This window comes from Enterococcus raffinosus, from assembly GCF_019175485.1.
Taxonomy (GTDB): Bacteria; Bacillota; Bacilli; order Lactobacillales; family Enterococcaceae; genus Enterococcus_A; species Enterococcus_A raffinosus.
In genome coordinates, this window is sequence record NZ_CP072888.1 from 176,880 (window position 1) to 197,793 (window position 20,914).

General features: G+C 38.3%; 26 protein-coding genes and 1 tRNA gene. 24 read left to right on the forward strand and 3 right to left on the reverse strand.

Features of this window, described 5'->3' with window-relative positions:
- A complete protein-coding gene (locus J9537_RS00985; RefSeq protein WP_218256399.1) occupies positions 1-309 on the forward strand; it encodes a ribosomal-processing cysteine protease Prp in 309 nt (102 codons plus the stop codon).
- A gap of 92 nt (positions 310-401) precedes the next feature.
- Here J9537_RS00985 and J9537_RS00990 read toward each other — a convergent pair whose 3' ends face one another.
- Positions 402-623 carry a hypothetical protein gene (locus J9537_RS00990; protein ID WP_218256400.1) on the reverse strand — a complete coding sequence of 74 codons (222 nt, stop codon included), beginning with the start codon at positions 621-623 and terminating at the stop codon, positions 402-404.
- A 77-nt stretch (positions 624-700) separates the two neighbouring features.
- On the opposite strand from J9537_RS00990, the gene J9537_RS00995 reads away from it, so the two are divergent.
- The 23 genes from J9537_RS00995 to J9537_RS01100 all read left to right on the forward strand — a co-directional run bounded on the left by J9537_RS00995 (position 701) and on the right by J9537_RS01100 (position 19,570).
- Positions 701-2,089 (forward strand): minor capsid protein, encoded by a 1,389-nt coding sequence (locus J9537_RS00995; protein WP_218256401.1) that lies wholly within the window; start codon positions 701-703, stop codon positions 2,087-2,089.
- A 63-nt stretch (positions 2,090-2,152) separates the two neighbouring features.
- A complete protein-coding gene (locus J9537_RS01000; RefSeq protein ID WP_245001270.1) occupies positions 2,153-2,335 on the forward strand; it encodes a hypothetical protein in 183 nt (60 codons plus the stop codon).
- Between the two features lie 118 nt (positions 2,336-2,453).
- On the forward strand, positions 2,454-3,092 hold the full coding sequence (locus tag J9537_RS01005; RefSeq protein WP_218256403.1) for a DUF4355 domain-containing protein: 639 nt from the start codon (positions 2,454-2,456) through the stop codon (positions 3,090-3,092).
- A 15-nt stretch (positions 3,093-3,107) separates the two neighbouring features.
- Positions 3,108-4,148, forward strand: a complete 1,041-nt coding sequence (locus tag J9537_RS01010) for a major capsid protein (RefSeq protein WP_218256404.1) — start codon at positions 3,108-3,110, stop codon at positions 4,146-4,148.
- Positions 4,149-4,160: 12 nt separating this feature from the next.
- Complete coding sequence (locus J9537_RS01015) at positions 4,161-4,508, forward strand: phage head-tail connector protein (RefSeq protein WP_218256405.1); 348 nt, start codon at positions 4,161-4,163, stop codon at positions 4,506-4,508.
- Positions 4,489-4,842, forward strand: coding sequence for a hypothetical protein (locus tag J9537_RS01020; protein WP_218256406.1), 354 nt, complete (start codon positions 4,489-4,491; stop codon positions 4,840-4,842). The genes J9537_RS01015 and J9537_RS01020 overlap by 20 nt, the downstream gene beginning before the upstream one ends.
- Positions 4,832-5,371, forward strand: a complete 540-nt coding sequence (locus J9537_RS01025; RefSeq protein WP_218256407.1) for an HK97 gp10 family phage protein — start codon at positions 4,832-4,834, stop codon at positions 5,369-5,371. Before J9537_RS01020 ends, J9537_RS01025 begins: the two co-directional genes overlap by 11 nt.
- On the forward strand, positions 5,368-5,733 hold the full coding sequence (locus J9537_RS01030; RefSeq protein ID WP_010743585.1) for a hypothetical protein: 366 nt from the start codon (positions 5,368-5,370) through the stop codon (positions 5,731-5,733). Before J9537_RS01025 ends, J9537_RS01030 begins: the two co-directional genes overlap by 4 nt.
- Before the next feature lie 15 nt (positions 5,734-5,748).
- Positions 5,749-6,186 carry a phage tail tube protein gene (locus J9537_RS01035; RefSeq protein WP_218256408.1) on the forward strand — a complete coding sequence of 146 codons (438 nt, stop codon included), beginning with the start codon at positions 5,749-5,751 and terminating at the stop codon, positions 6,184-6,186.
- A 70-nt stretch (positions 6,187-6,256) separates the two neighbouring features.
- Positions 6,257-6,628 (forward strand): DUF6096 family protein, encoded by a 372-nt coding sequence (locus J9537_RS01040; RefSeq protein WP_218256409.1) that lies wholly within the window; start codon positions 6,257-6,259, stop codon positions 6,626-6,628.
- Positions 6,629-6,660: 32 nt separating this feature from the next.
- Positions 6,661-7,008, forward strand: coding sequence for a hypothetical protein (locus J9537_RS01045; RefSeq protein ID WP_185937995.1), 348 nt, complete (start codon positions 6,661-6,663; stop codon positions 7,006-7,008).
- 3 nt (positions 7,009-7,011) lie between these two features.
- Complete coding sequence (locus J9537_RS20570; protein ID WP_245001271.1) at positions 7,012-8,538, forward strand: coiled-coil domain-containing protein; 1,527 nt, start codon at positions 7,012-7,014, stop codon at positions 8,536-8,538.
- Positions 8,426-11,671 (forward strand): phage tail tape measure protein, encoded by a 3,246-nt coding sequence (locus J9537_RS01050; RefSeq protein WP_245001272.1) that lies wholly within the window; start codon positions 8,426-8,428, stop codon positions 11,669-11,671. Before J9537_RS20570 ends, J9537_RS01050 begins: the two co-directional genes overlap by 113 nt.
- A 12-nt stretch (positions 11,672-11,683) precedes the next feature.
- Entirely contained in the window at positions 11,684-12,043 is a 360-nt protein-coding gene (locus J9537_RS01055; RefSeq protein WP_016178327.1) for a DUF6711 family protein, read from the forward strand.
- A gap of 11 nt (positions 12,044-12,054) precedes the next feature.
- Positions 12,055-14,664 (forward strand): gp58-like family protein, encoded by a 2,610-nt coding sequence (locus J9537_RS01060; protein WP_218256410.1) that lies wholly within the window; start codon positions 12,055-12,057, stop codon positions 14,662-14,664.
- On the forward strand, positions 14,661-14,819 hold the full coding sequence (locus tag J9537_RS01065; protein ID WP_218256411.1) for a hypothetical protein: 159 nt from the start codon (positions 14,661-14,663) through the stop codon (positions 14,817-14,819). Before J9537_RS01060 ends, J9537_RS01065 begins: the two co-directional genes overlap by 4 nt.
- The gene (locus tag J9537_RS01070) at positions 14,820-16,361 is read left to right on the forward strand and encodes a hypothetical protein (RefSeq protein WP_218256412.1); all 1,542 of its coding nucleotides are present in this window, start codon (positions 14,820-14,822) and stop codon (positions 16,359-16,361) included.
- A gap of 66 nt (positions 16,362-16,427) precedes the next feature.
- Positions 16,428-16,700: a hypothetical protein gene (locus tag J9537_RS01075; RefSeq protein ID WP_195967677.1), complete on the forward strand. Its 273-nt coding sequence runs from the start codon at positions 16,428-16,430 to the stop codon at positions 16,698-16,700.
- 33 nt (positions 16,701-16,733) lie between these two features.
- Positions 16,734-16,940: a phage holin gene (locus J9537_RS01080; protein WP_218256413.1), complete on the forward strand. Its 207-nt coding sequence runs from the start codon at positions 16,734-16,736 to the stop codon at positions 16,938-16,940.
- Positions 16,941-16,951: 11 nt separating this feature from the next.
- Complete coding sequence (locus tag J9537_RS01085) at positions 16,952-17,956, forward strand: peptidoglycan recognition protein family protein (protein ID WP_218256414.1); 1,005 nt, start codon at positions 16,952-16,954, stop codon at positions 17,954-17,956.
- Positions 17,957-18,235: 279 nt separating this feature from the next.
- Positions 18,236-18,309: transfer RNA gene (locus tag J9537_RS01090), tRNA-Ile, on the forward strand.
- A 198-nt stretch (positions 18,310-18,507) separates the two neighbouring features.
- Complete coding sequence (locus tag J9537_RS01095; protein ID WP_218256415.1) at positions 18,508-19,155, forward strand: hypothetical protein; 648 nt, start codon at positions 18,508-18,510, stop codon at positions 19,153-19,155.
- Complete coding sequence (locus J9537_RS01100) at positions 19,148-19,570, forward strand: hypothetical protein (protein WP_218256416.1); 423 nt, start codon at positions 19,148-19,150, stop codon at positions 19,568-19,570. The genes J9537_RS01095 and J9537_RS01100 overlap by 8 nt, the downstream gene beginning before the upstream one ends.
- 329 nt (positions 19,571-19,899) lie before the next feature.
- Here the strand turns inward: J9537_RS01100 and J9537_RS01105 are convergent, their stop codons facing one another.
- Positions 19,900-20,169 (reverse strand): hypothetical protein, encoded by a 270-nt coding sequence (locus tag J9537_RS01105; protein ID WP_218256417.1) that lies wholly within the window; start codon positions 20,167-20,169, stop codon positions 19,900-19,902.
- Between the two features lie 10 nt (positions 20,170-20,179).
- Complete coding sequence (locus tag J9537_RS01110) at positions 20,180-20,584, reverse strand: hypothetical protein (protein ID WP_218256418.1); 405 nt, start codon at positions 20,582-20,584, stop codon at positions 20,180-20,182.
- Positions 20,585-20,914 lie beyond the last annotated feature (330 nt).

Below are 20,914 nucleotides of genomic sequence, written 5' to 3' on the forward strand. Positions count from 1 at the left end.
ATGATCAAAGCAACATTCAAAAAGAGTAATGGCTCATTTATTGAGTATGAAGTTACCGGTCATGCCTATTTTGCTGAACCTGGGAAAGATATTGTTTGTGCAGGTGTATCCACGCTATTTATTACCATTACAAATCAATTGATATGCAAATCTTATGTGAAGGTACACGATCAGCGAGTATCAATTTTGAATCCTAATGAAATTGATAATGCGTTAGTCGAAGCGTTGCTTTGTGGCTTGTTTGATATTCAGCAAAAATATACAGAAAATATAAAAGTAGAGGTGATCGAAGATGAAAATTCAAATTGAAGGGGAACCGAAAGAAATAGCAGAATTGCTCCAAGCTATTGAGAGTAGCAAGGAGCAAACGACATCAATATCAGAACTAGCCCAAAAGCTATCTACTCATCAATTAAGACTTTAGAAAGAACTTTTTCTAGTAAGTCCTGAGTGTATGCTTGAGATTCCATAACAGAAAAAAGAAACTTACCATCGGAATCGAGTTTGCCATTTTCATTAGCATAGTCTTTTAATCTACTGAACAAGTTTTCTTGAGAAAAATTTTCTTTTTGAACTTCCTCAATAGCGTCTTGAAAAAGTTTATCAAATTCTGATTTTTTCATGTGAACACCACCTTATTAGTAATTTCAACGGACCACTCGTTGATAAAGAAAGTATACCAAAACGAGGAGCTGATTAAATGGCTCAAAAGAAACAAAAACAAAATGACTTCTATTGGCTCGATCGCGGTATAAAGCAAGAGAAAAAGATCAATGATGCCGCTCAACAAGTCGAACAAAAAGTTATTTCTGCCTACCGTCAAGCTCAAAGCTATTTAACAAGACAAGCTAGAAATTTATTCAGTCGAGCAAAGCAACGGGCAGGAATGGATGAAGAAGAAACGAGAGCCTTGCTTAATCAACCTGTACAGCCTGACGAACTGGTAGAACTTAGAAAACTTGCTGATGATGTATCTAATCCTGATCTCCAAGCATCAGCCAGAAAACGATTGAATGGACTAGCTTTTAAAGAGCGAATAACAAGAGCCGAAGACTTGAAAGCCAAGTCTTTTTTAGTTTCTAAACAGATCGCTGATGTACAGCTGGATAAGTCGACTGAGTTTTATGTTGATGTCATTCATGATTCATACAATGAAGCTACTGCAGAAGCCGTGATTCAGCAGATTGATCAAGCAAAGTCTGATTCGCTCATTAATGTTTGGGACGGCCAACAATATGACTCCAAGATAGAGACGGTCAATCAAGCCCAAAAGCGCGGCGTTCCTATAGAGGTTTGGAATGATCCTAAATACAGGGCAACTGATTACGAGTTTAAGGAGCTTTCGACAAAATACACAAAGAACATTCTTGACTCTCATTGGCATGGATCAAACTATTCAAAGCGGATTTGGAAGGACACCGAAGCTTTAGCCAAACGTCTTGAAGAGTTGTTTACTGTGGAGTCAATGACAGGTATGTCTGAGTTTGAAATGGCTAAAGCGATAGCCGCCGAATTTGACCGCTCAATTGGGGTTGCGCAGCGTTTAATTCGAACTGAGGCCAATTACATGGCAAACCAAGCAAAGCTCAAAGCATGGCGCGATAGAGGCGTAAAAGAGTATCGTCTTATAGCTGTTTTGGATTTCAGAACTTCAAAGATTTGTCAGGACAAAGACGGTAAGATTTATCTTGTTTCCGAAGCTGTAGTGAATGGAGCTTCAGGTACATACCCGCCGTTCCATCCTTGGTGTCGAACAATTGCAGTTGCTTATATAGGCAAGCGATCATTGACTGGTAAACGAGCTGCTAATGATCCATTTACTGGTAAAACAATGAGCATTGAACAACGTGATACCTACGATGATTGGATGAAAAAGCTTAAGGGAAAATATTCTGACAAAGAAATAAAGATCCAAAAGAAAAAGATCCAGAATCAGAAGAAAGATTTACTTGAATACAAGCGTCTAAAAAATGTTGTTGGAAAAGACGACACTCCTGCAACGTTAGACGATTATCAGGATATCAAGTATGGGAATAAAAAGAGATGGCAAGATTTAAAAAAGATATATCGAGATAAGAGAGGAAATTGACACACTAAAGTGGAGGTTGCCGAATGGACTTTTTTTGAATTAAAGCAAAAGAAAGAGCGCGGAGTGACAAACGCTGAGTTTATGGATGGATCGAAGGATTTTTTCGAGAAGGCCGACAGCATTGTAGTAGTCGGTATTAATCCAGATGGAGTCATTAGTACGTTTTATACTCAATCCACATCAACTAATGCTATCGGGATGATGGAAATAGCCAAACAACAATTAATACCGGAACTGCAAGTTTAGCAATTGCTAGGCTTTTTATTTTGCCCTCTACTGCTCAGGGCGTTATAAATTGTAGCTGTTTCGGTGCCGACCGTAAAACGAGATTCGATTGGTCACGTAATGACTGGAGGAAAAATGTATGAAAAATAGTCAACTTATTTCTTGGGATCTTCAACTCTTCGCAGAGGATGAACTGGCGGCTGACGAAACAACCTCGGAGGACGAAATTAATGAAGAAACGAAGGAAAAAACTTTTACGCGTTCAGATATTGCAAAAATGATCGCAGCTGAAAAAGCTAAGTGGGAAAAAGAATCAAAGACTGAAATCGAACAACGTATCGAAGAAGAAAAGAACGAAGCTGCTCGACTTGCGAAGCTTTCTGAAGAAGAACGTCAACAAGCTCTGATTCAAAAGGAAAAGGATGAGCTTGAAAAGGAAAAAGCGGTTTTCCGTCAAGAACAATTGTTAGTAGAAAAAGGCAAACAGCTTCAAGAAATTGGTATTCCAAGTATCCTAGCTTCCCGTATTCACGGGGACACTGCAGAAGAAGCCATTGAAGATGTGAAGTCATTTAAAGCCGAATGGGATAAAGCTTTGAAAGTAGCCGTTGACCAAGCGTTGTTGGATTCTGTAGACAATCCGTTAGGGGCTGGTGCGAACAAGTCAGAGGCGAATCCTTTTGCTAAAGACACCTTAAACCTAACAGAGCAAGGGCGTTTGTTCAAAGAAGATCCTGAACGTGCGAAAGCTTTACAAGCATTAGCAAACAAAAAATAGAAATGAGGAACTAAAATGGAAAAATCATCACTAAAACTAAATCTTCAATTATTCGCCGCAAAGACAAAAATTGAAGATGTTATCGTACCTGAAGTATTTAACAAATATGTCATTGAGCGTACAGCAGAACTATCTGCTTTATATCAATCCGGAATCGTTACTAAAAATCCAGAGTTAGACGCACTTGCTGCATCTGGAGGTAAGTTAATCAATATGCCATTCTGGCAAGATTTGTCTGGCGATGACGAAGTGCTATCTGACACTGATCCGCTAGATACAGATAAGATCGTTGCCAGCCAAGATGTTGCTGTTCTTTTAATGCGTGGTAAAGCTTGGAAAGCAAACGATTTAGCAAAAGCACTTTCTGGGGATGATCCAATGCGCGCTATTGGAGATTTAGTCGCTGCTTACTGGGCACGTCGGCAGCAAGTCACTTTATTATCTGTGTTGAAGGGAATTTATGCCGCTTCAGGGACTAAAATGGCTGGAAATGCATTGGATATTTCCACGTTAACAGGGAATGCAGCTGCATTTACTGGGGAAACATTCTTAGATGCTTCTTACAAACTAGGCGATGCCGAAGAAAAGCTAACAGCAATCGGGGTTCATTCTTCAGTTTATGCGAATCTTCGGAAACAGAATTTAATTGAATTTTCGTTTGATTCTGAAAATAAACCTATTCCAACTTACATGGGTAAACGAGTAATTGTAGATGATGGGATGCCTGTGGACGGAGATGTATTCACATCTTATATCTTTGGACAAGGCGCCATTGGTTTAGGAAATGGCGCTGCACCAGTTTCGACTGAAACTGATCGTGACGCATTAGCAGGAGATGATATTCTAATCAACCGTCAACATTTCATTCTTCACCCTCGCGGAGTTAAATTCAAAAATACTTCTGTTGCTGGTTCTTCACCAACAAATGCTGAATTAGGAACAGGAGCAAACTGGGAACGCGTTTACGAACCTAAAAATGTTCGTATTGTTCAATTTAAACATAAACTTTATGTTCCTAATGTTACTGTACCTGGTGGAGGCGGAAGCGGCGAATAGGAGGTGAATAAAATGAATGAGGAATTGCTGAAACAACACACAGATGTATTGATGGATCGACTTGACGGTGTTCAAGAACAAGAGAGAACTAAAATCAAAGCATTGCTAGAAGATGCGATTATCCTCATTCTTGATTACACTGATCGGACTACTGAACAGATGAATGACCAGCTTTATTACTATGCCCGCCAACTAGTTGTGATTGCTTGGAATCAAGAAGGAAATGAAGGTGATGCTGCTCGTTCTGAGGGTGGTGTCTCTCACACATTCATTACTGATATTCCTGATAAATTGAAATCGGGGCTGAACAATCATCGGTTGGGAAAGGTCGTGAGTTTCTATGCGCCTAAGGAAACGTGATCTTTCAACTGTTTATTTAAAAGAGAGATTAACTGGTCAAGACGATGAAGGGAACTTTCAAGAAGGATTCTCGACTGAATCAACCGAACTTCAAATGAGTGTGCAGTCAGCTGGCGGACAAGTCATGGCTTCTGTATATGGACAGAGTCTTCCTTATATCAAGTCATGTAAATATCAGGGAGATCAAATCAAAGAAGGGAAAAATGAAAAAGATGGTATTTGTCTTTATGTGAGTGAAGATAAAGAACCAGACTATGAAATTGTAGCCATTCAAACATTTTCTACGCATTGTAATGTGACCTTGAAGAAACTAGGTGATAACGATGGGCGTTGAGTTCAGAGGTGCTGACCGACTGATGTCAAAAATACGAGCGATTCCTAAAGTGATGGAAGACGCTGTTTTTGAAGCGACATTCGATATTGTAGATGAAACTGTGGCAAGAGCAACAAGTCACCTGCAATCGTCAATTAAGTATGGATCAGGTGAATTAAGTGGTTCTCCAAAGCAGGAAGTCGTGATCGATGGTAAAGGTAAAATAATAGGGCGTGTGTGGTCAGACAAGATGGAAGCATTGTTTCGAGAGTTTGGTACAGGTCCAGTCGGAGCAGAGTCACCAAAAGATCTGCCGCCTGGAGTTAATCCTATTTATTCTACTGAACGGTGGTTCATTCCTGTCCACAAAACACCTGTTGACCTTGAGACGGTATACGGTATTCCAAGAGTGACTATCAAGGGTCAAGACTTCTTTATGACTCGCGGACAACCCGCCAGACCTTGGCTATATCCTTCAATGAAAGAAGTGGTTGAAATGGCCGAAGACATTTATAAAGATCGTGTGCAGGAAGGACTGAGGAAACTATGACAGAGCGTTATAACATAAAGTCTGATATTGTTACTCAGTTGAAAAAGGTTGCTGAGCTAAAACTCGTATCTGCGGAGTATCCTAACACATGGTCGAATATGCCAGCTGCAATTTATTCGACAAAGGCAAAGCCGCACAAGAAAGATATATCCGACAAAGAAGCACTAACTGAATGGACAGTAAAAATTGATTTATACGGGAACAAATCTTTATCTACAATACAGAGTGAAATAATTAAAGTATTGAAAGAGATTGGATTTAAGAATACAGCCAGTGATGATGGCAATCAAGATGCATTGAAGCGTTCGATTCTAACATTCCGAGGAGTGGTAGATAATCGAACGCTTTTTGTATACCAATAACAAGGAGGAAATACCATGAAGAAAACAAAAATCTTACCGATGAACTTACAATTATTTGCCGGTTTACTAACTAAGGACACGGCGTTATCAATGAAATCAGGCTCCGAGTCTGCCTTCGCTGAAATTGAAGGATTACAAGCTGTTCCTGAAATCGGTGGAGATCCAGAACAAGTTGATGTTACGACGCTAAAAGACGCAAATAAAAAATATATTTCTGGTATTCAAGATATGGATTCATTAGAGTTCACTTTCTTATATGATAAAACTGTATTTACAAAGTTAAAAGCAGTGCAAACGTCAGGAAAAGAAGCACAATTTGAATTGTCTTATCCTGATGGTGCGAAATGCACTTTTACCGGTGGTGTAACCGTGAAAATGGGGTCTGGTGAAGTAAACGGAGCCTATCAATTTACCTTAGCTGTAACTGTCTCAGATGGTCCAAATTGGGCTTAAACAATTAACGAGAACAAATTTAGGCTAGGAATTATACCTAGCCTATTTAATTTTAGGAGGACTAGCAAATATGAAACCGATGAAAGTAGATTTTGGAACTAAAACTCTATCCCTTGTATTAGATGGAAGTGCAACGGTAGACATTGAGAAGAAATTAGGTAAATCGTTATTTGGAATTATGATGACTGGCAACGGTGGAATGAAAATGCCGCGATTAGGTGAAATGCTAACTATCTTGCATTCTGCGAACCAAACAGCAAACATCAAGTCTGCCGATATGACGAAACTTTATGATGAATATATTTCTAAAGGCGGATCGATGATGAAGCTTTTCGAAGTCATTCAAGAATTGATGGAGAAGGCAGGTTTTTTCGAGTCGGAAACGACGGACGAAGAAGACCTAGTTGGGGAAGAGAAAAACGAGGAAGAGAGTCTAGTGTAGGCTTCTCTTCCTTTTCTGATTTGCTGCAGGAGATGTATCCAAAAGCAGTAGAAGCAGGAATACCCGCAGAAAAATACTGGTCAATGACCTATGAAGAAATAGTCATACAAGCTGAAGCAAATGTTGCGATTAGAAAGCAACAGCTAGAAGAAAAAGCCATGATGGATTACAAAGCTGCACAATTAAATGCTTATGGTTTTAATGATCCGAAGAAAATGCCTAAACCAGATCAACACTATCCATTCTTGAAAACGGAAGATAAGCAGGAACAATCAAATCAGCCGCAAGATTGGGAAATTATGAAGGCTCGGATGATTGAACGAACGGAATTGATTAAAGCTACACGAGAGCGGAAAAATAAACAGGAAAAGGAGGGATAGATCATGGAGCTGGATAGACTTGAAGTCGTTTTTGATGGTGACTTGAACCCCATTGAGGAAAAGGTCGCACGATTTGAACAAAAGATGGATTCTATGATGAGCCGAGTCAAGAGTTCATCTGGTCAAGGGATGGACGCTGTAGAAAAAAACTTATCTGATTCAAAAGGGTTCGATAAATTTACCAAACAATTCGAGAAAATGAATTCAAATTTTGATTCTATGCTGAAGAGAATGAATCAATCGGCGTCAAAAAATGGCGAAGAAGTTGGGAAGTCACTTTCTGCTGGAGTATCCAAAGGCGCTGTTAAAATGACAAAAGATGTTCAAACCGCAGTTGATAAAGTGAACACGCAAATGCAGCAAGCCAAAGCAGCACAACAACGAATTGCCAACTTGCAGGCTAATAAAAATGGTGCGCGGTTGTCTGGGGATACTAAAAGTGAATCGAGAATAGGCGAACAAATTTCAAAAGCTCAAATTCAGATGAACAAGTCGCAACAACAAGCACAAGCGATTGTGCGCGGAATAAAATCCGAATATGATGCTATCCCTAATTCTCTGTCTAACATTTCAGCTAAGATGGAAGGCAATGAGCGGCAGATTGAAGCTATGAGAGCTAAAGTTAAGGCTCTGAAAAATGAAATGAAGATGCAGCAAACAGAAACAGGAAGTTTCGCATCTGGAAAGTGGAAATCTACAGGGATTCAAGATACACCACAATCGACCAAAACCGCTGAAACTATTTCTAAACAATCAGCAAAAATGGAGAAATTGATTGCAGACAATGATGCTTTGCAACGTTCATATGCTCAGTTGGAAGATCGTTCTGGTGTTCTAAAGACAGCGTTGTCTAGTGTAAATACGGAACTTGGCGAGCAACCTGTAAAAGCTCGTATGGCAGCAAATGGAATGAGGAATCTGTCGGGTTCCACGAAACAATCAGAAGGACTCTTTTCACGTTTCAAAAATATGATGAGTAATTCTATTGGTAGATTTGGAAGTTTATTTGACAGACAATCGAAACAAGTCACTAGCGGAACATCTAGAATGGCTCAAGGCATGGGTGGTTTTGGACGCTCCATGAAGATGCTATGGTCGCAGTTATTCTTGTTCACGTTCTTATACCAAGGAATCATGACTCTAGCTGGCGGGCTTTTTAAAGCGTTACAGACTAACGCACAGTTTTCAGCTAGTTTAAATCAAATTAAGGTCAATTTACTAACTGCATTTTATCCAATTTACCAAGCAGCTTTGCCAGCGATAAATGCTTTGATGTCGGCCTTAGCTAAAGTTACTGGCTATATTGCTGGATTTATATCCACACTTTTCGGAATGAACATCGGTGATGCATTCAACGGTGCTCAGGGACTAATGAACAATGTCCAAGCTTTAGATGATACTGGAAGTGCTGCATCTGATGCATCAGATGGATACGATGAGATGGCTCAATCCATCAAGGATTCAAATAAGCAACTTAAAGATCAGCATGATAGAACGGAAGCAGCTCGAAAGGAAAGCCAAAGAATATAAACGTCTTTTAGCTGGGTTTGATGAATTAAACATTTTGGATTTCAGTGATGACTCTGAAGACGAATCAAATGAGTTCATTCCTCAGGAAATTCCAACAAGACCGAAGAATCCGAGTGGGTCTGGATCTGATCCTTGGGCTGACTTTGGATCAGCAGCAGTTCCAGAAACCCCGAAATGGTTAACGGATTTTGCCAAGAAATTTAAAGACATCATGTCAAAACTCTTTGATCCAATAAAGAAAGCTTGGGACGCTCAGGGAAAACGTGTTATGGATGCGTTCAAGTATTCATTATCTGAAATTGGAAAATTGATTAAGGCAATTGGTAAATCATTCTTGGAGGTATGGACTAATGGAACCGGACAAAAGTTTGTAGAAAATCTTTTAGTATTATTGGGCGATGTTCTTTATATCATTGGTGATATTGCAAGGGCTTTTAGAATTGCTTGGGAAGAAAACGGCCGAGGCACTAAATTGATTCAGCAAATATTTAATGCCTTAAATCAGTGGTTAGAAGTCTTGCATGATATCGCGGAGTCATTCCGAGAAGTTTGGAATAATGGCACTGGGGTAGAGCTTGCAAGACAATTGATAGAATTCTATACTAAGCTATTTCATTTAATAGAAACTATAGGTAAAGCATTTCAAAATGCTTGGAACGACAACGGTCGAGGGACGGCGATCATTCAAGCTATCTTTAACGCGTTATCAGAAGTTCTTAAGCTAATCAATTCAATCATGACAGCATTTGACAAGGCTTTTGCTTCAGGAATTGGCGAAAGTATTCTAGCTAATATCATGGAGATCATTACCAATATTTTCAATACTGTTGGAAATCTGGCAAAAAGCTTTCGAGAGGCATGGGATGAAAATAACCGAGGTCAAACAATCTTTGAAGGGATTATGAAGATAATTGACACAGTCCTTGGGACGATCAAACGAATGACAGGAGCGACTGCAGAATGGGCTAAGACTCTTGACTTCCGTCCACTTCTTAATTCTATTAACGGATTACTTAAATCAATACAACCATTGACAAAAAACATTGGAGTTGGCTTGGAATGGTTTTATAAGAATGTTTTACTTCCTTTAGCCAAATACACAATTCAAGATTTAATTCCAGCATTCCTTAAAGCATTAAGTGGTGCACTAGATGCACTTAACGGGATAATCAATGGATGTAAACCCGCTTTTGATTTCTTTTGGAATTCCATGCTGAAACCAATTGCTGAATGGACTGGAGGAGTAATCGTTGATGTATTGAAAAAACTAGGTGACGCTCTTTCGGGTATTGGGAATTGGATATCTGAACATCAAGAAGGGTTTTCTACATTTGTAACGGTTTTTGGAACTTTTGTTGCCGCTCTGAAGGTAATTAGTGCTCTTTCAACTGTAATAGAAATAGTTGGAGGACTTTTTGCTGGATTGAGTGCTATTGGTGGTTTATCGGGAGTTCTTTCAGCAGTAGGAACTGCGATTGGCGGATTAATTGCCTTTTTAGGTGGACCATTAACCGTTGCAGCTGCTGCAGCCATAGCAGTAGGCGTAGCTCTTTGGCAAAATTGGGATACCATCAAAGAGAAAGCTAGCCAGTTGAAAGACTGGATCGGTGAAAAATGGGAAGGTATAAAGACGGCAACATCTAATGCTTGGAATAATGTCAAAAATTGGACTTCGGAAAAATGGAATGCAGCGAAAGATGCTGTGACTAGTAAAGCAGGTGAAATTTATAACGCCGCTAAAGATAAATTTACGAATACTGCAAATACAGTTCGCGATAAAGCAGGTCAAGCAAAAGATTGGGTTTCTAGCAAATGGTCTGATTTAAAGAATTCCACTTCAAGTAAATTCGAAGAAATACGCTCAACGGCTGGTTCGAAAATGAACAGCGCAGCTGAAGCGGTTAGGTCTGGCGCAGAGACAGCCAGGAGTAAAGCTGTTTCCGCATTTTCAAGTTTAAAGGATGGAGTCGGCGGACATTTAAATTCAATAAAAACTATAGCTTCAGAAGTATTTGAGAAAGTCGGGGGATGGGCGTCCGATTTACCTGGCGATATTGCAAAAGGATTGTCTAGCGGTCTGAATACGATTAAGCAAGCCATGAATAATATAGCCAATGGATTAGCGTCTGGTATAGGAAAAGGAGTTAATGGCATTATCTCAGGAGTTAACTGGGTGATGAGTAGTTTAGGCGCAGGCTGGAGGTTATCCTCTTGGCAGGTACCATATTTCAGTTATGCAACTGGGACGAGTTTTCATCCTGGCGGATTAGCTATGGTAAATGACGGAGATGGCAGCAACTGGCGTGAGATGTATAAGTTGCCAAGTGGCCAGATGGGCATGTTCCCTAAACAAAAGGATTACATGGTTAACCTTCCCAAAGGTACCCAAGTCCTAAATGGCAGAGACACCAATAACTTTATGAATAATATTCCTCACTATAAAGGTGGATTAATCGACAGTGTTAAGAATTTCTTTGGTTCGATAAGTCCGAGTGCTTTATTAGATCGAGCATTCGAAAAATTCGTTGATGTAGCAGGTATACCTGAACCAGGAGCTTCGATGGCTCTAGGTGCGGCTAAGAGAATTAAATCAAGTGCTTTTCGTGTCGTGAGTGATCGTATTTCTGAACTATTCCGACTCGATCGAGAAAACGAAAGTAAGAAAAAGGGATTTGCTAACGGAGGTAGAGTAGATCAGTTTGGCTGGTACAAAATGTCTGAAGGCAATAACACTGAATGGGTTGTTCCTGTAACTAAGCCAGAACTAGCCTTTCAAAGAATCAACGAAGCGCTTGATTTCATGGGGTATGATGGTATCCCTGATTTAACAATGCCAGAAGTATTTAGAGATTCATCTGATAGTTATACTGGTTCAAGTTCATCTGGTAAAAAGAATAAAGGTTTTTCTATTACTGGTAATGGGATGGAAAACTTATCAGATAATCTACTTTCAAGTCTTGGTAATACAATCGCGAATGCCATTATCAACGCGCTCTCTAATTTGGATCTGAAGGGGAACGACGGGCCCTTGGAAGTTGTTCTAGAGGTAGATTCAACTAGATTAGGACAAGTAACTGTACGAGGCATTAATCAATATCATGAACAGATAGGAAATGTAGAACTAAACTTATAAGGAGATGAGCTAATGGATTTCTTGATATCAGGGTCAAATGTAGTAACACCAAAAGAATTATCTGTCAGCATACAAACCTTAGACAGTGGTTCTAGTGGAAGAAATGCTAATGGAGATATGGTTCGCGATATTCTCGGTAGAAAAACTAAATTAGATGTAAAATGGGGACCTTTGGAAATTTCAGAGGTCTCTTTAATTTTGCGTTTAATTGATTCTGCCTTTTTTACAGTAAGGTATTTTGATCCACAGGAAGCTGGATTGATTACAAAAACATTTTACTGTGGTGATAGAGTAGTACCTGTTTACTCTTGGAATGAAAAATTCTCGAAGATGATGTGGCAGGGCTTGTCCGTATCGTTAATTGAAAAGTAGGTGAATACTGAATGCTGATAGTTTCAAATGAATTCTTTGAAGCCTGTAAAGATAAAGAAAGGGAAGCTTTTGCACGCATCATTGTTAATGATAAAGTCATATATCTTAAAGACAAAATAAAGAAAATTGATTATTCAATGGGGGCCTTGGGAGGAGAAAGTTTCCAGATTGGGTCAACGCAATCAGCCGCAGTTAAAATTGTTTTTTCTGAAATTATTGAAGGGTTAAAAGAACTAGACGAGATCAAGGTAGAAGTAGGATTTAAAATAAGAGGAACCGGCTTGCCATCAAATATCAATCATGTTTCAAAAGTGGATCGAGCAAAAGTTGGAAGAGCAAGATTGGTGAGCTATGTTCCCGATAGATATGAATTTGTTCCTCTAGGAACGTTTTACATTAGTGATCGAGTTGATCCCGACAGGAATGAAAAGACTACAACTGTTGAAGCTAGAGACGGATTTATTTTTTTGGAAGACAAATATGAGTCCGAGTTGAAATATCCAGCAAAATTAGCAGACATTGCTTTAGAAATAGCAAACAAAAGTGGAAGTATTATCGATCCTGTTTCGTTTAACCATTTGAGTAATTACACGATAAATAAGTTTGAGGGATACACATATCGGCAAGCAATAGGTTTAGTCGGACAATTTGAAGGTGGGTTTATTTGTTTTGATAGAGAAGGTAGACTGTCAATTCGAAAACTAGAAGACCCGAACTTTAAGATTGAACCAAATGAATACTTTTTAAAAGGTCTTGTAAAAAGTGAATTACTTTATCAACCTAGAGGGATTACATGTAAAGTTGTTAACCAAACTGATGAATCTAGTAATGAAACAGTTATTCTTCAATCAGGATCAACAAATGGAGCGCAGATTTCTCTGGAAAATAATGCGATGACTCAGATTTTATTAGATGATGTTTTCCAGAAAATAAGATACATCAATTTTTACCCAATCAGTTTGAAGTGGCGAGGGAATCCAGCTTTAGAGGTTGGAGACTGGGTAACTATGACAGATAGAGAGGGAAATAAATTTAAATCTCCTGTTCTAAATTATGCGATGTCTTTCGACGGTGGTTTCAGCTCAACTATTAGTGCTGATACTAAAGCTTATTCAGCTAACGTCTCATCATTCAAAGGACCGTTGCAACAAAAGCTTGATGACATCGATTATAGAATCGATGCAGCTGGCAAGAACAATGTTTATGAAGGAACAGAAGAACCAAAAAATCCCAAAGAAGGTGACATCTGGTTTAAAAAGAATGGACCAGATGATGAAATATGGGTTTATAAGCAAACGGCACCTGGAGTATTCGAGTGGGTAATGACGACATCCACCGCTTTAGAGGAAAGTATCAAAGAGCAAATTGAAAACTCGACTCCTAAAGACGAAATAGTTAAAACCATTAACCTGAGTGATGAGATGGATGGTAAAGAGTGGCTGAAAATTAAAGGCGCAAAATTATGGCTAACTAACGAGACGAAGATTGACAAAGCTATAATCACATCGGCAATGATTGGATCAGTTGATGCTGGAACAATTAGTGTTGGTACTCTAGATGCTTCTAAAATAAGAGTCGTCAATCTTGATGCTTCAGCAATGTCAACAGGTACATTAGATGCCTCAAAAATCAAAGTAAAGAATCTTGATGCGTCAGAAATCACAACAGGAACTCTAAAAGCTATAGATATTCAGGGAGTAACCATTACTGGTAGTAAAATAGTGGCAGATGATTCTGAATTTCAAATGACTATGAGCAAAGGTAATTATTGGTGGACAAGGAAAAGCGACAATAAAAAAACCGTATCAATGATGGCCTCTACAATAAATAATAAACCCTATTTAGTATTTGACGGATCGGATGGTTCAGGAAGCGGTATATGGTTTAAGGGGAAACAAGGGTCTGGTTCTAACACTTTTGACGGAACAATCCTTGGCGAAATCAGATTTGGTAATAATGGCGATGATTCAATGCTATATACCAGTACAAAAACATTTTCGATTGGAGCAGGGAATGGTAGTTCATCAAGTAGAGACCAAGTGCAAATCCTGGGAGATCAACGACAATTAACACTTATAACAACTGGTGGAAACATGACAAATAACTTGACCATGACGTGGCAAACAATTTCGACTTTAAGAGATTTCAAAGTTATGGGTAAGTTTTCTGTGAATGGGACTAAGAGTTCCTTGGTACGAACGGAAAATTATGGCGAGCGTTTACTCTATGCATATGAAACACCAGAGTATCTTTTTGCAACGTATGGAAAGATCAGAACAAATGAAGATGGTTATGGCGAAGTTAATATAGATCCGATTTTCCTTGAAACAATAAATACTGATTCAGAAAATTATCATGTGTTTATTTCAACCTATGATGATTCTAATGCATTCGCCTGTAATTTAGAGAGAGATCGATTCTTTATAAAATCGGATAAACCAAACATTGAATTAAGTTGGCAATTAGTAGCTTATCGTAAAGGTTATGAGGATTTTTATCTGGAAACGCCATCTACTAATGATGACAAAACGCCTAAATTATTACAGTATCCTCTTAACATATCAGAAATGAGAGAGACAAAAACAAGAAAACTAATATCATATGAGAGGGTAATTAAATGACTGAAAAAAGTAACGGACATGAAATAGACGCGGAAGAAGTTATTAATGAATTGTTGAAGAGAATATCACAAGTAGAATTGGATAACGCAACATTAAGAGCAATTCTAAATCAATCTACCACAACTGTAAAATCGACTTCAAAAGAAGGTGAGTAAATGGCTTATGAAAAGCAAACTTGGATTTCGTATGACGATAACAAAACTGAAGAAGAGAACATTGAAACTGGTGCAGTTGTTACTGCTGAACGTATGAATCATATTGAGGATGGCGTGGAAGCACAAGCAACAAAAATTGAATTTGATGCCCATCTAGATGATAAAGAGAATCCTCACGAGGTCACAGCTCATCAAGTGGGCGCATTAACAGCAGAAGAAACTTCCGCAAACGTGATCTATCAGGCAATTGGGAAAGAGACAGTTAAAATCCCAATCATCCTTGATTTTGAAGGAAAAATTGCTAGTTCAGTTATCGAAAATCCTCATAAAGCAACAGCCGGATTTTCGAGTGTTCTTCCAGTACCTTCTCAAACAACGGGTGAAGTTAGTCAAAATGCATACAACGCTCTGTCCACCCTTGATGGAAATGTCACTAATCCATACACTGCTGCGAACAAAGATATGACCTATTTCTTGATTCAATGGAATATTGTTGAAGGACTAACTAGAGTTTTAGGAGTAGATTTTTTTAGAGATCAAGGAGCATCAACAACGCTTGAAAAGGTTCGATTCATTAGAAGCATTACAAAAAAAATTAACCCAATTATCTATGGGCGAGGTAGTTCTGTAGGTGGAAACAAATTGAGCCATAAACGTTGGTTTGGTTCATGGGAAAGTGGAGGAACAAGCACTACTTCATCCTCAATCACAAAATTAGAACTTCCATCTGAAAATGAAAATACGATCAACAGCTACATTCAGGATAGCGGATTCGGATCAAATATAGTCTATGCAGAGGCATCGGATGGCACAACATTATCAACCGTAATAATTGATTACGCTTGCTTAGAATTAACCATCGAATTGTCACTGAATCAATACTTTAAGACATTGATAGCGGCCTATTACGAAAAAAACTTAGGCAATGTTGATAATTATGAAACTGCTACTCAAGTAGATGCTGAGAGTGGAACGGCAACGGACAAGTTCATGACACCATTACGTACAAAGCAGCATGTAAGCTCGCGTATAGCTTCTCAGACAGAAGCTGAGAGCGGGACGGCAACAGAAAAACTTATGACTCCTCAAAGAGTTAAACAACAGATAGACAAAAGGATCGCTTCTCAAAATGATGCAGAAGTCGGCGAAAGTAGTACTAAACTTGCAACACCGCTTAATGTCAAACAACACTTTGATTTTAATTTGCCAGATAGTTTAAAAAGTCTTCTGAATTTAAAAAGTGGGACTCTTGCAATTACTGGCGGAAATACTGGGTCATTGAATTGGGTTAGAATTGGAAACTTAGTATTTTGTATGGTCAATAGTTTAAATGGACGTGGTGGAGGCGGCCTGGATTCTTCTATCGGTTCAATGCCTTTCAAAGCAAAAAAAAATCTAGAATTTTTACTCACTTCTGACGATCGATCAGCTTTGAATAGTGCACAATTGTCAATTGACACTGATGGTGCTATTCGTTGGAAACGATCTAGTAATTTTGCATCAAGTTACCACGGGATGTTCTTTTTTGAAGTCCAAGAATAAAACTTAGTTTTTTTAGCACACTTTCGGGTGTGCTTTTTATTTTTGAGAGAGGAAGGGGATAGGCAATTGTTGCAAACAGTAGCAGTAGTGATCAGCATTTTGACTGGTTCAATTCTGATAGGGGAGAAAATTTCTAAACCATTTCAAGACATGAAGAAATCAGTAGACGGGTTGAATTACTCGATTCAAACACTCAACAAAGATTTAGAAGATAGTAAAAATGACCGTCGAGGCATTCATGAGGATCTAGCTAAACAAGATCGTCGGTTAGACGGTCATGATGTATTACTTGGCAAGCATGATGAGCAAATTAGAACCTTATTCAGGAAAGAGAAATGAAACGCCAACTAATGGTGAGGGGAGGTGAGGATCATGCGAAATAGGACGTTTGAAGTTTTAAAATGGGTGGCAGCAATTGTCATTCCTGCATTAGCAACGTTTGTTGGCGTTGTAGGCAAAGCGATTAATTGGGATTACACCGATATCACAGTAATTGTGATCACTGCTTTGGGAACGTTCTTAGGAACTGTGTTAGGTGTATCTAACCGAACGTACAAAATGTTTTCGTCAGATGAATAGGAGAAGAATATATGAAAAAGAAAATTACGTTACTGAGCCTTTTAATGGCTCTTTTTTTATTGCCTATTAATGGGTCTGCTTACACGATCAATAACGAGTTCAATTTAGGGGCGAATGAAGGCAGTCCAATTAGAGCGAATCCTAATTACATTATTGCTCACGATACTGCAAATCCTAGCGCAACAGGTCGTAACGAAGCTACCTTTATGAAGCGCAATTGGATGAATGCCTACACTAGCTATATTGTTGGTGACGGTATTGTCTACCAAGTTGGTGAACCAGGATACGTACAATATGGAGCCGGAGCTTTTGCGAATGCAAATTCACCTGTTCAAATTGAACTGCAGGCAACGCCAAATCCTGCCTTGTTCAAACAGAACTATAAGGTATATATTGAACTAATTCGAGATAGTGCAAAAAGATTTGGTATACCATTAACAGTAGATAGTCCTATTGGCGGTAAAGGTGTTATTAGCCATCAATATGTGTCAACCAACTGGTGGGGTGATCACACAGATCCTTATGGGTATCTAGCAAGTCATGGTGTCTCACAAGCTCAATTTGCACATGATGTAAAATATGGCTTCGATTCAAATGATAACAAGCCGGTACCAACACCAACTAATCCAGTTGACCCAACGACGGCAGGCTCTGGCTATTCAGTAATGAATGACGGTAAAGGAAATCATGCTCACGTTGATCAGTGGGGAAGAATCGGAAATACATTAAAAGCACGCGGCTGGCATGTAGCAAACTACAAGTACCAGTATGTGTTTATCATTGATCGTACAACCGGCAAAGAGTTAGCTCGTCAAAAAGCACCAGGGGTTGCAAGACCAGATGTGAATGCAGCTTATCGGACGACTGGGAATGTCGGTTATGATGTGAATTTCAATGCTAAGCAGTTTAGTGGTAAGTCAGTCATTGTTATGACAAGAGCCACAAATGACGCTAAAGGTGATGTAAGTGGAGGTCATCAAGACTTCTACGAAACACGTTGGTATCACGACTTGTAAAATAGGGTTTGCATCTTATTTTATTTATGAGTTATACTAACTACCGCTGGTGGCTGATACCAGTATTAGAGACTTGCTGATCGACCACCCCCGTGGTTTGGTCAGCCTTTTATATTTTGGAAGCAAAATGATTGCTCTACGACCAACATACGAATACTATCTAAATAGGGATTCCTGATACAGCACCATTGAGAGAGAAATAGGATATGCTGTGGGGAAGATCAGGAATCCCTGATTTATATTCTAACGCTTTGTATACGTTTGCACAAATGGTTATTTGTACCCTTAGCTCAGTTGGTTAGAGCAGACGGCTCATAACCGTCCGGTCGTAGGTTCGAGTCCTACAGGGTACATTATTAAAGTAAATGTAAAATTTATGAAAACTGATTATAAAGAGTTTTCACCAATTGACAGCGTAAGTTTTTTGTAGTTTACTTAAGTTAGCTAATGACGTATACGTCATTTTTGTAATGAGATGAGCGTATATGTATAAAGTACGCTTGTTTTCTTGTGCTTTTGATGATTGATAAAATGTGAAAGAGGTGACTAGAATGATTTGGACTAATGAACGAAGAAAAAAATTAATCTCTTGGCTAATAAAAAATGGACCAAAAGAGTATTATTCTGCTCTCAAAACTCAGAAGTTCTTATTCTTTTTTGAGTCTTTTTCAAAAATCAATAATCAAGACTATGATTTCTCTAAATTAAAAGCGTATAAGAACGGGCCTGTTTTTAGTGAAGTCTATGGTGATTATAAATATAACTTTGAAGAACTTACGGAAGAAAGTTCGAAAATGACACTAGATAATATAGATACTATCACTGCGAAAAAAGCTCATTTTCTAACTCAAATTATGAATAATGATGAATTATCTACTCTAACTCATCAGTTTGACATGTGGAGAACGCACGAGAGTGAAATAGAAAATGGAGTATTACAGATTGAAATGAAGGAGAAAGATTTCACACATTCTGATTGTGAGTTAGCACAAGAATTGTTCGATTTATATGATATTTCTTTTGTAGATAGATCAGAAGTATTAATCGTTGGGGATAAGCATTTCCTATTCACTAAAAAGGATTTTGCTAGCTTGAATGAAATACAAAAGTCTACTTTAGAGAAGATCGCATTGGAAGAGGATTTAATTAATCCTGTATATGTAGAGATCGGTAATGAAGGAGATTTGATAATTGACTAAAGTCAAAGATGTTTTTACAGTGAAACTACCTTTCCCAGACATCTCTTCTAATCTTGCTACAAAAGCACATATGTATTTATGTATTCAAGCTGGTGAAAATAAGAAAATATTATCTTGTCAAACTAAAAAACCGTTATTACTAAGAAATGATAGACCTCCATATAGATATGTGGATTGTAAAGCAGATATTAAAAAAAATCCGTTCAAGAGAGACACGATTATTGCTTGTGATTATTGCTTCGAACTAAAGGGGATACATGTAGATAGTTCTCTATTAACTTCTTCCAGAAGAGACGTATGTTCAGAAATGTATTATGAAGTAATGCAAAAAATTTCTTTTTCAAATTTTGGTAGTAAAGTATTAGAAGAAGGAGTATTATTGGCTCTCAATCCGTTATTATCCAAGATTAATTGATTAAAACAATATTAAAGACCCTAGCGAGAGCTAAGGTCTTTTTTTATACTATAATTTTACCGCGATTAATTCTGTAACTATATATTGCGATCTTCCTATTATTCCAGCAGAATATCTGTTTACTCTTATGAAGAAGTAAAATAGAGAATAAGGTTTTAGTACTCATTGGAGTCTTTCTGCTCTGGCGAAAAAAGATAAGATTTCCTTCGTCATCAGGTTTGGCAGTAGTCAGCGGAACTAATGTACTACCCATCTGTGTAAAAATCCCTGTATATTCCTCATGAAAAGGATTTGCAGTTAGTTGTCTCAGTAATTCGCCAGCCTTCATTTCATACCTTCTTCCGTTGGAATCTACTTGATTCAAATTCTAGCATGATACTTGTCTTACCGACAACTGAGTATTTTTTTACGATAAATTGTTTTCTACTATTAAAATCTCCGCAAATCGTAATTCGCATGGCGTTTTCTACATCTGCTAAAAAATTTAGTGAGTGGCCCGCAATCAAGCAGTTGGTGTCATCTATTTTAAAATAGACAAGGGGACGTTCCGACATCTTTAAAATTTTAATTTTGTTAACTGTTCCTGTTATTGATTGCATAAGATCACTCCTAAACTTTTTTTAGTTCACTCCATTTGTGCCAATCGTATAGTTGAACGTTTCTTATTTCATCATAAAGCACCCGCTTGTTATCGATATAGATGCCTAATGAATCAAAGCCACGAACCAATCCCACAATATCGTCAGAATAGGCGTTCTCTTGGTTCAAGCTATTCAATTGTACTGCCACGGGTTTGTTTTTGATTCTGGCCTGTTCCAATACTTGTTCGATTTCCTGACCGTCCATCTGAGGTTTTTGTTTGACTACTCTCGATCGCTCCGCGACATCTGCTTTCATTGCTGCAGTGTGATCGGACAGATAGAAACCATTTAGCCATTTCTGCATCCCACGATCTTCATATACCTGTTTCGCTTCCATAAAAAGTTTGATTGCCGATTCATCATCATAGATCATAATGATCACCTCTTGCCGATATTATACGAATGTACGTTCGCGTTGTCGAGCGAACAAATTATTAAGAATGAAATGACCATACTTTGACCATATATAATAGAAGAAACTAGAATATTCCAGAACTTCGAATTGAAGAATAAACTTCGACATGGTTGCATTTGAGTCTATCTAGAATAGGTTAGGACTACCCTAGATAGACTATGCAAAATAGTAAAAAGCCTCCTATTGAGGCTTTTTCTTTTTGCCAGATGCAATCTATAAAAAATAACGAATTAATTTTTAAGGGAATCCTAAATTTAAAAGGATAGCTTCAAAGTAAGAATTCATTTA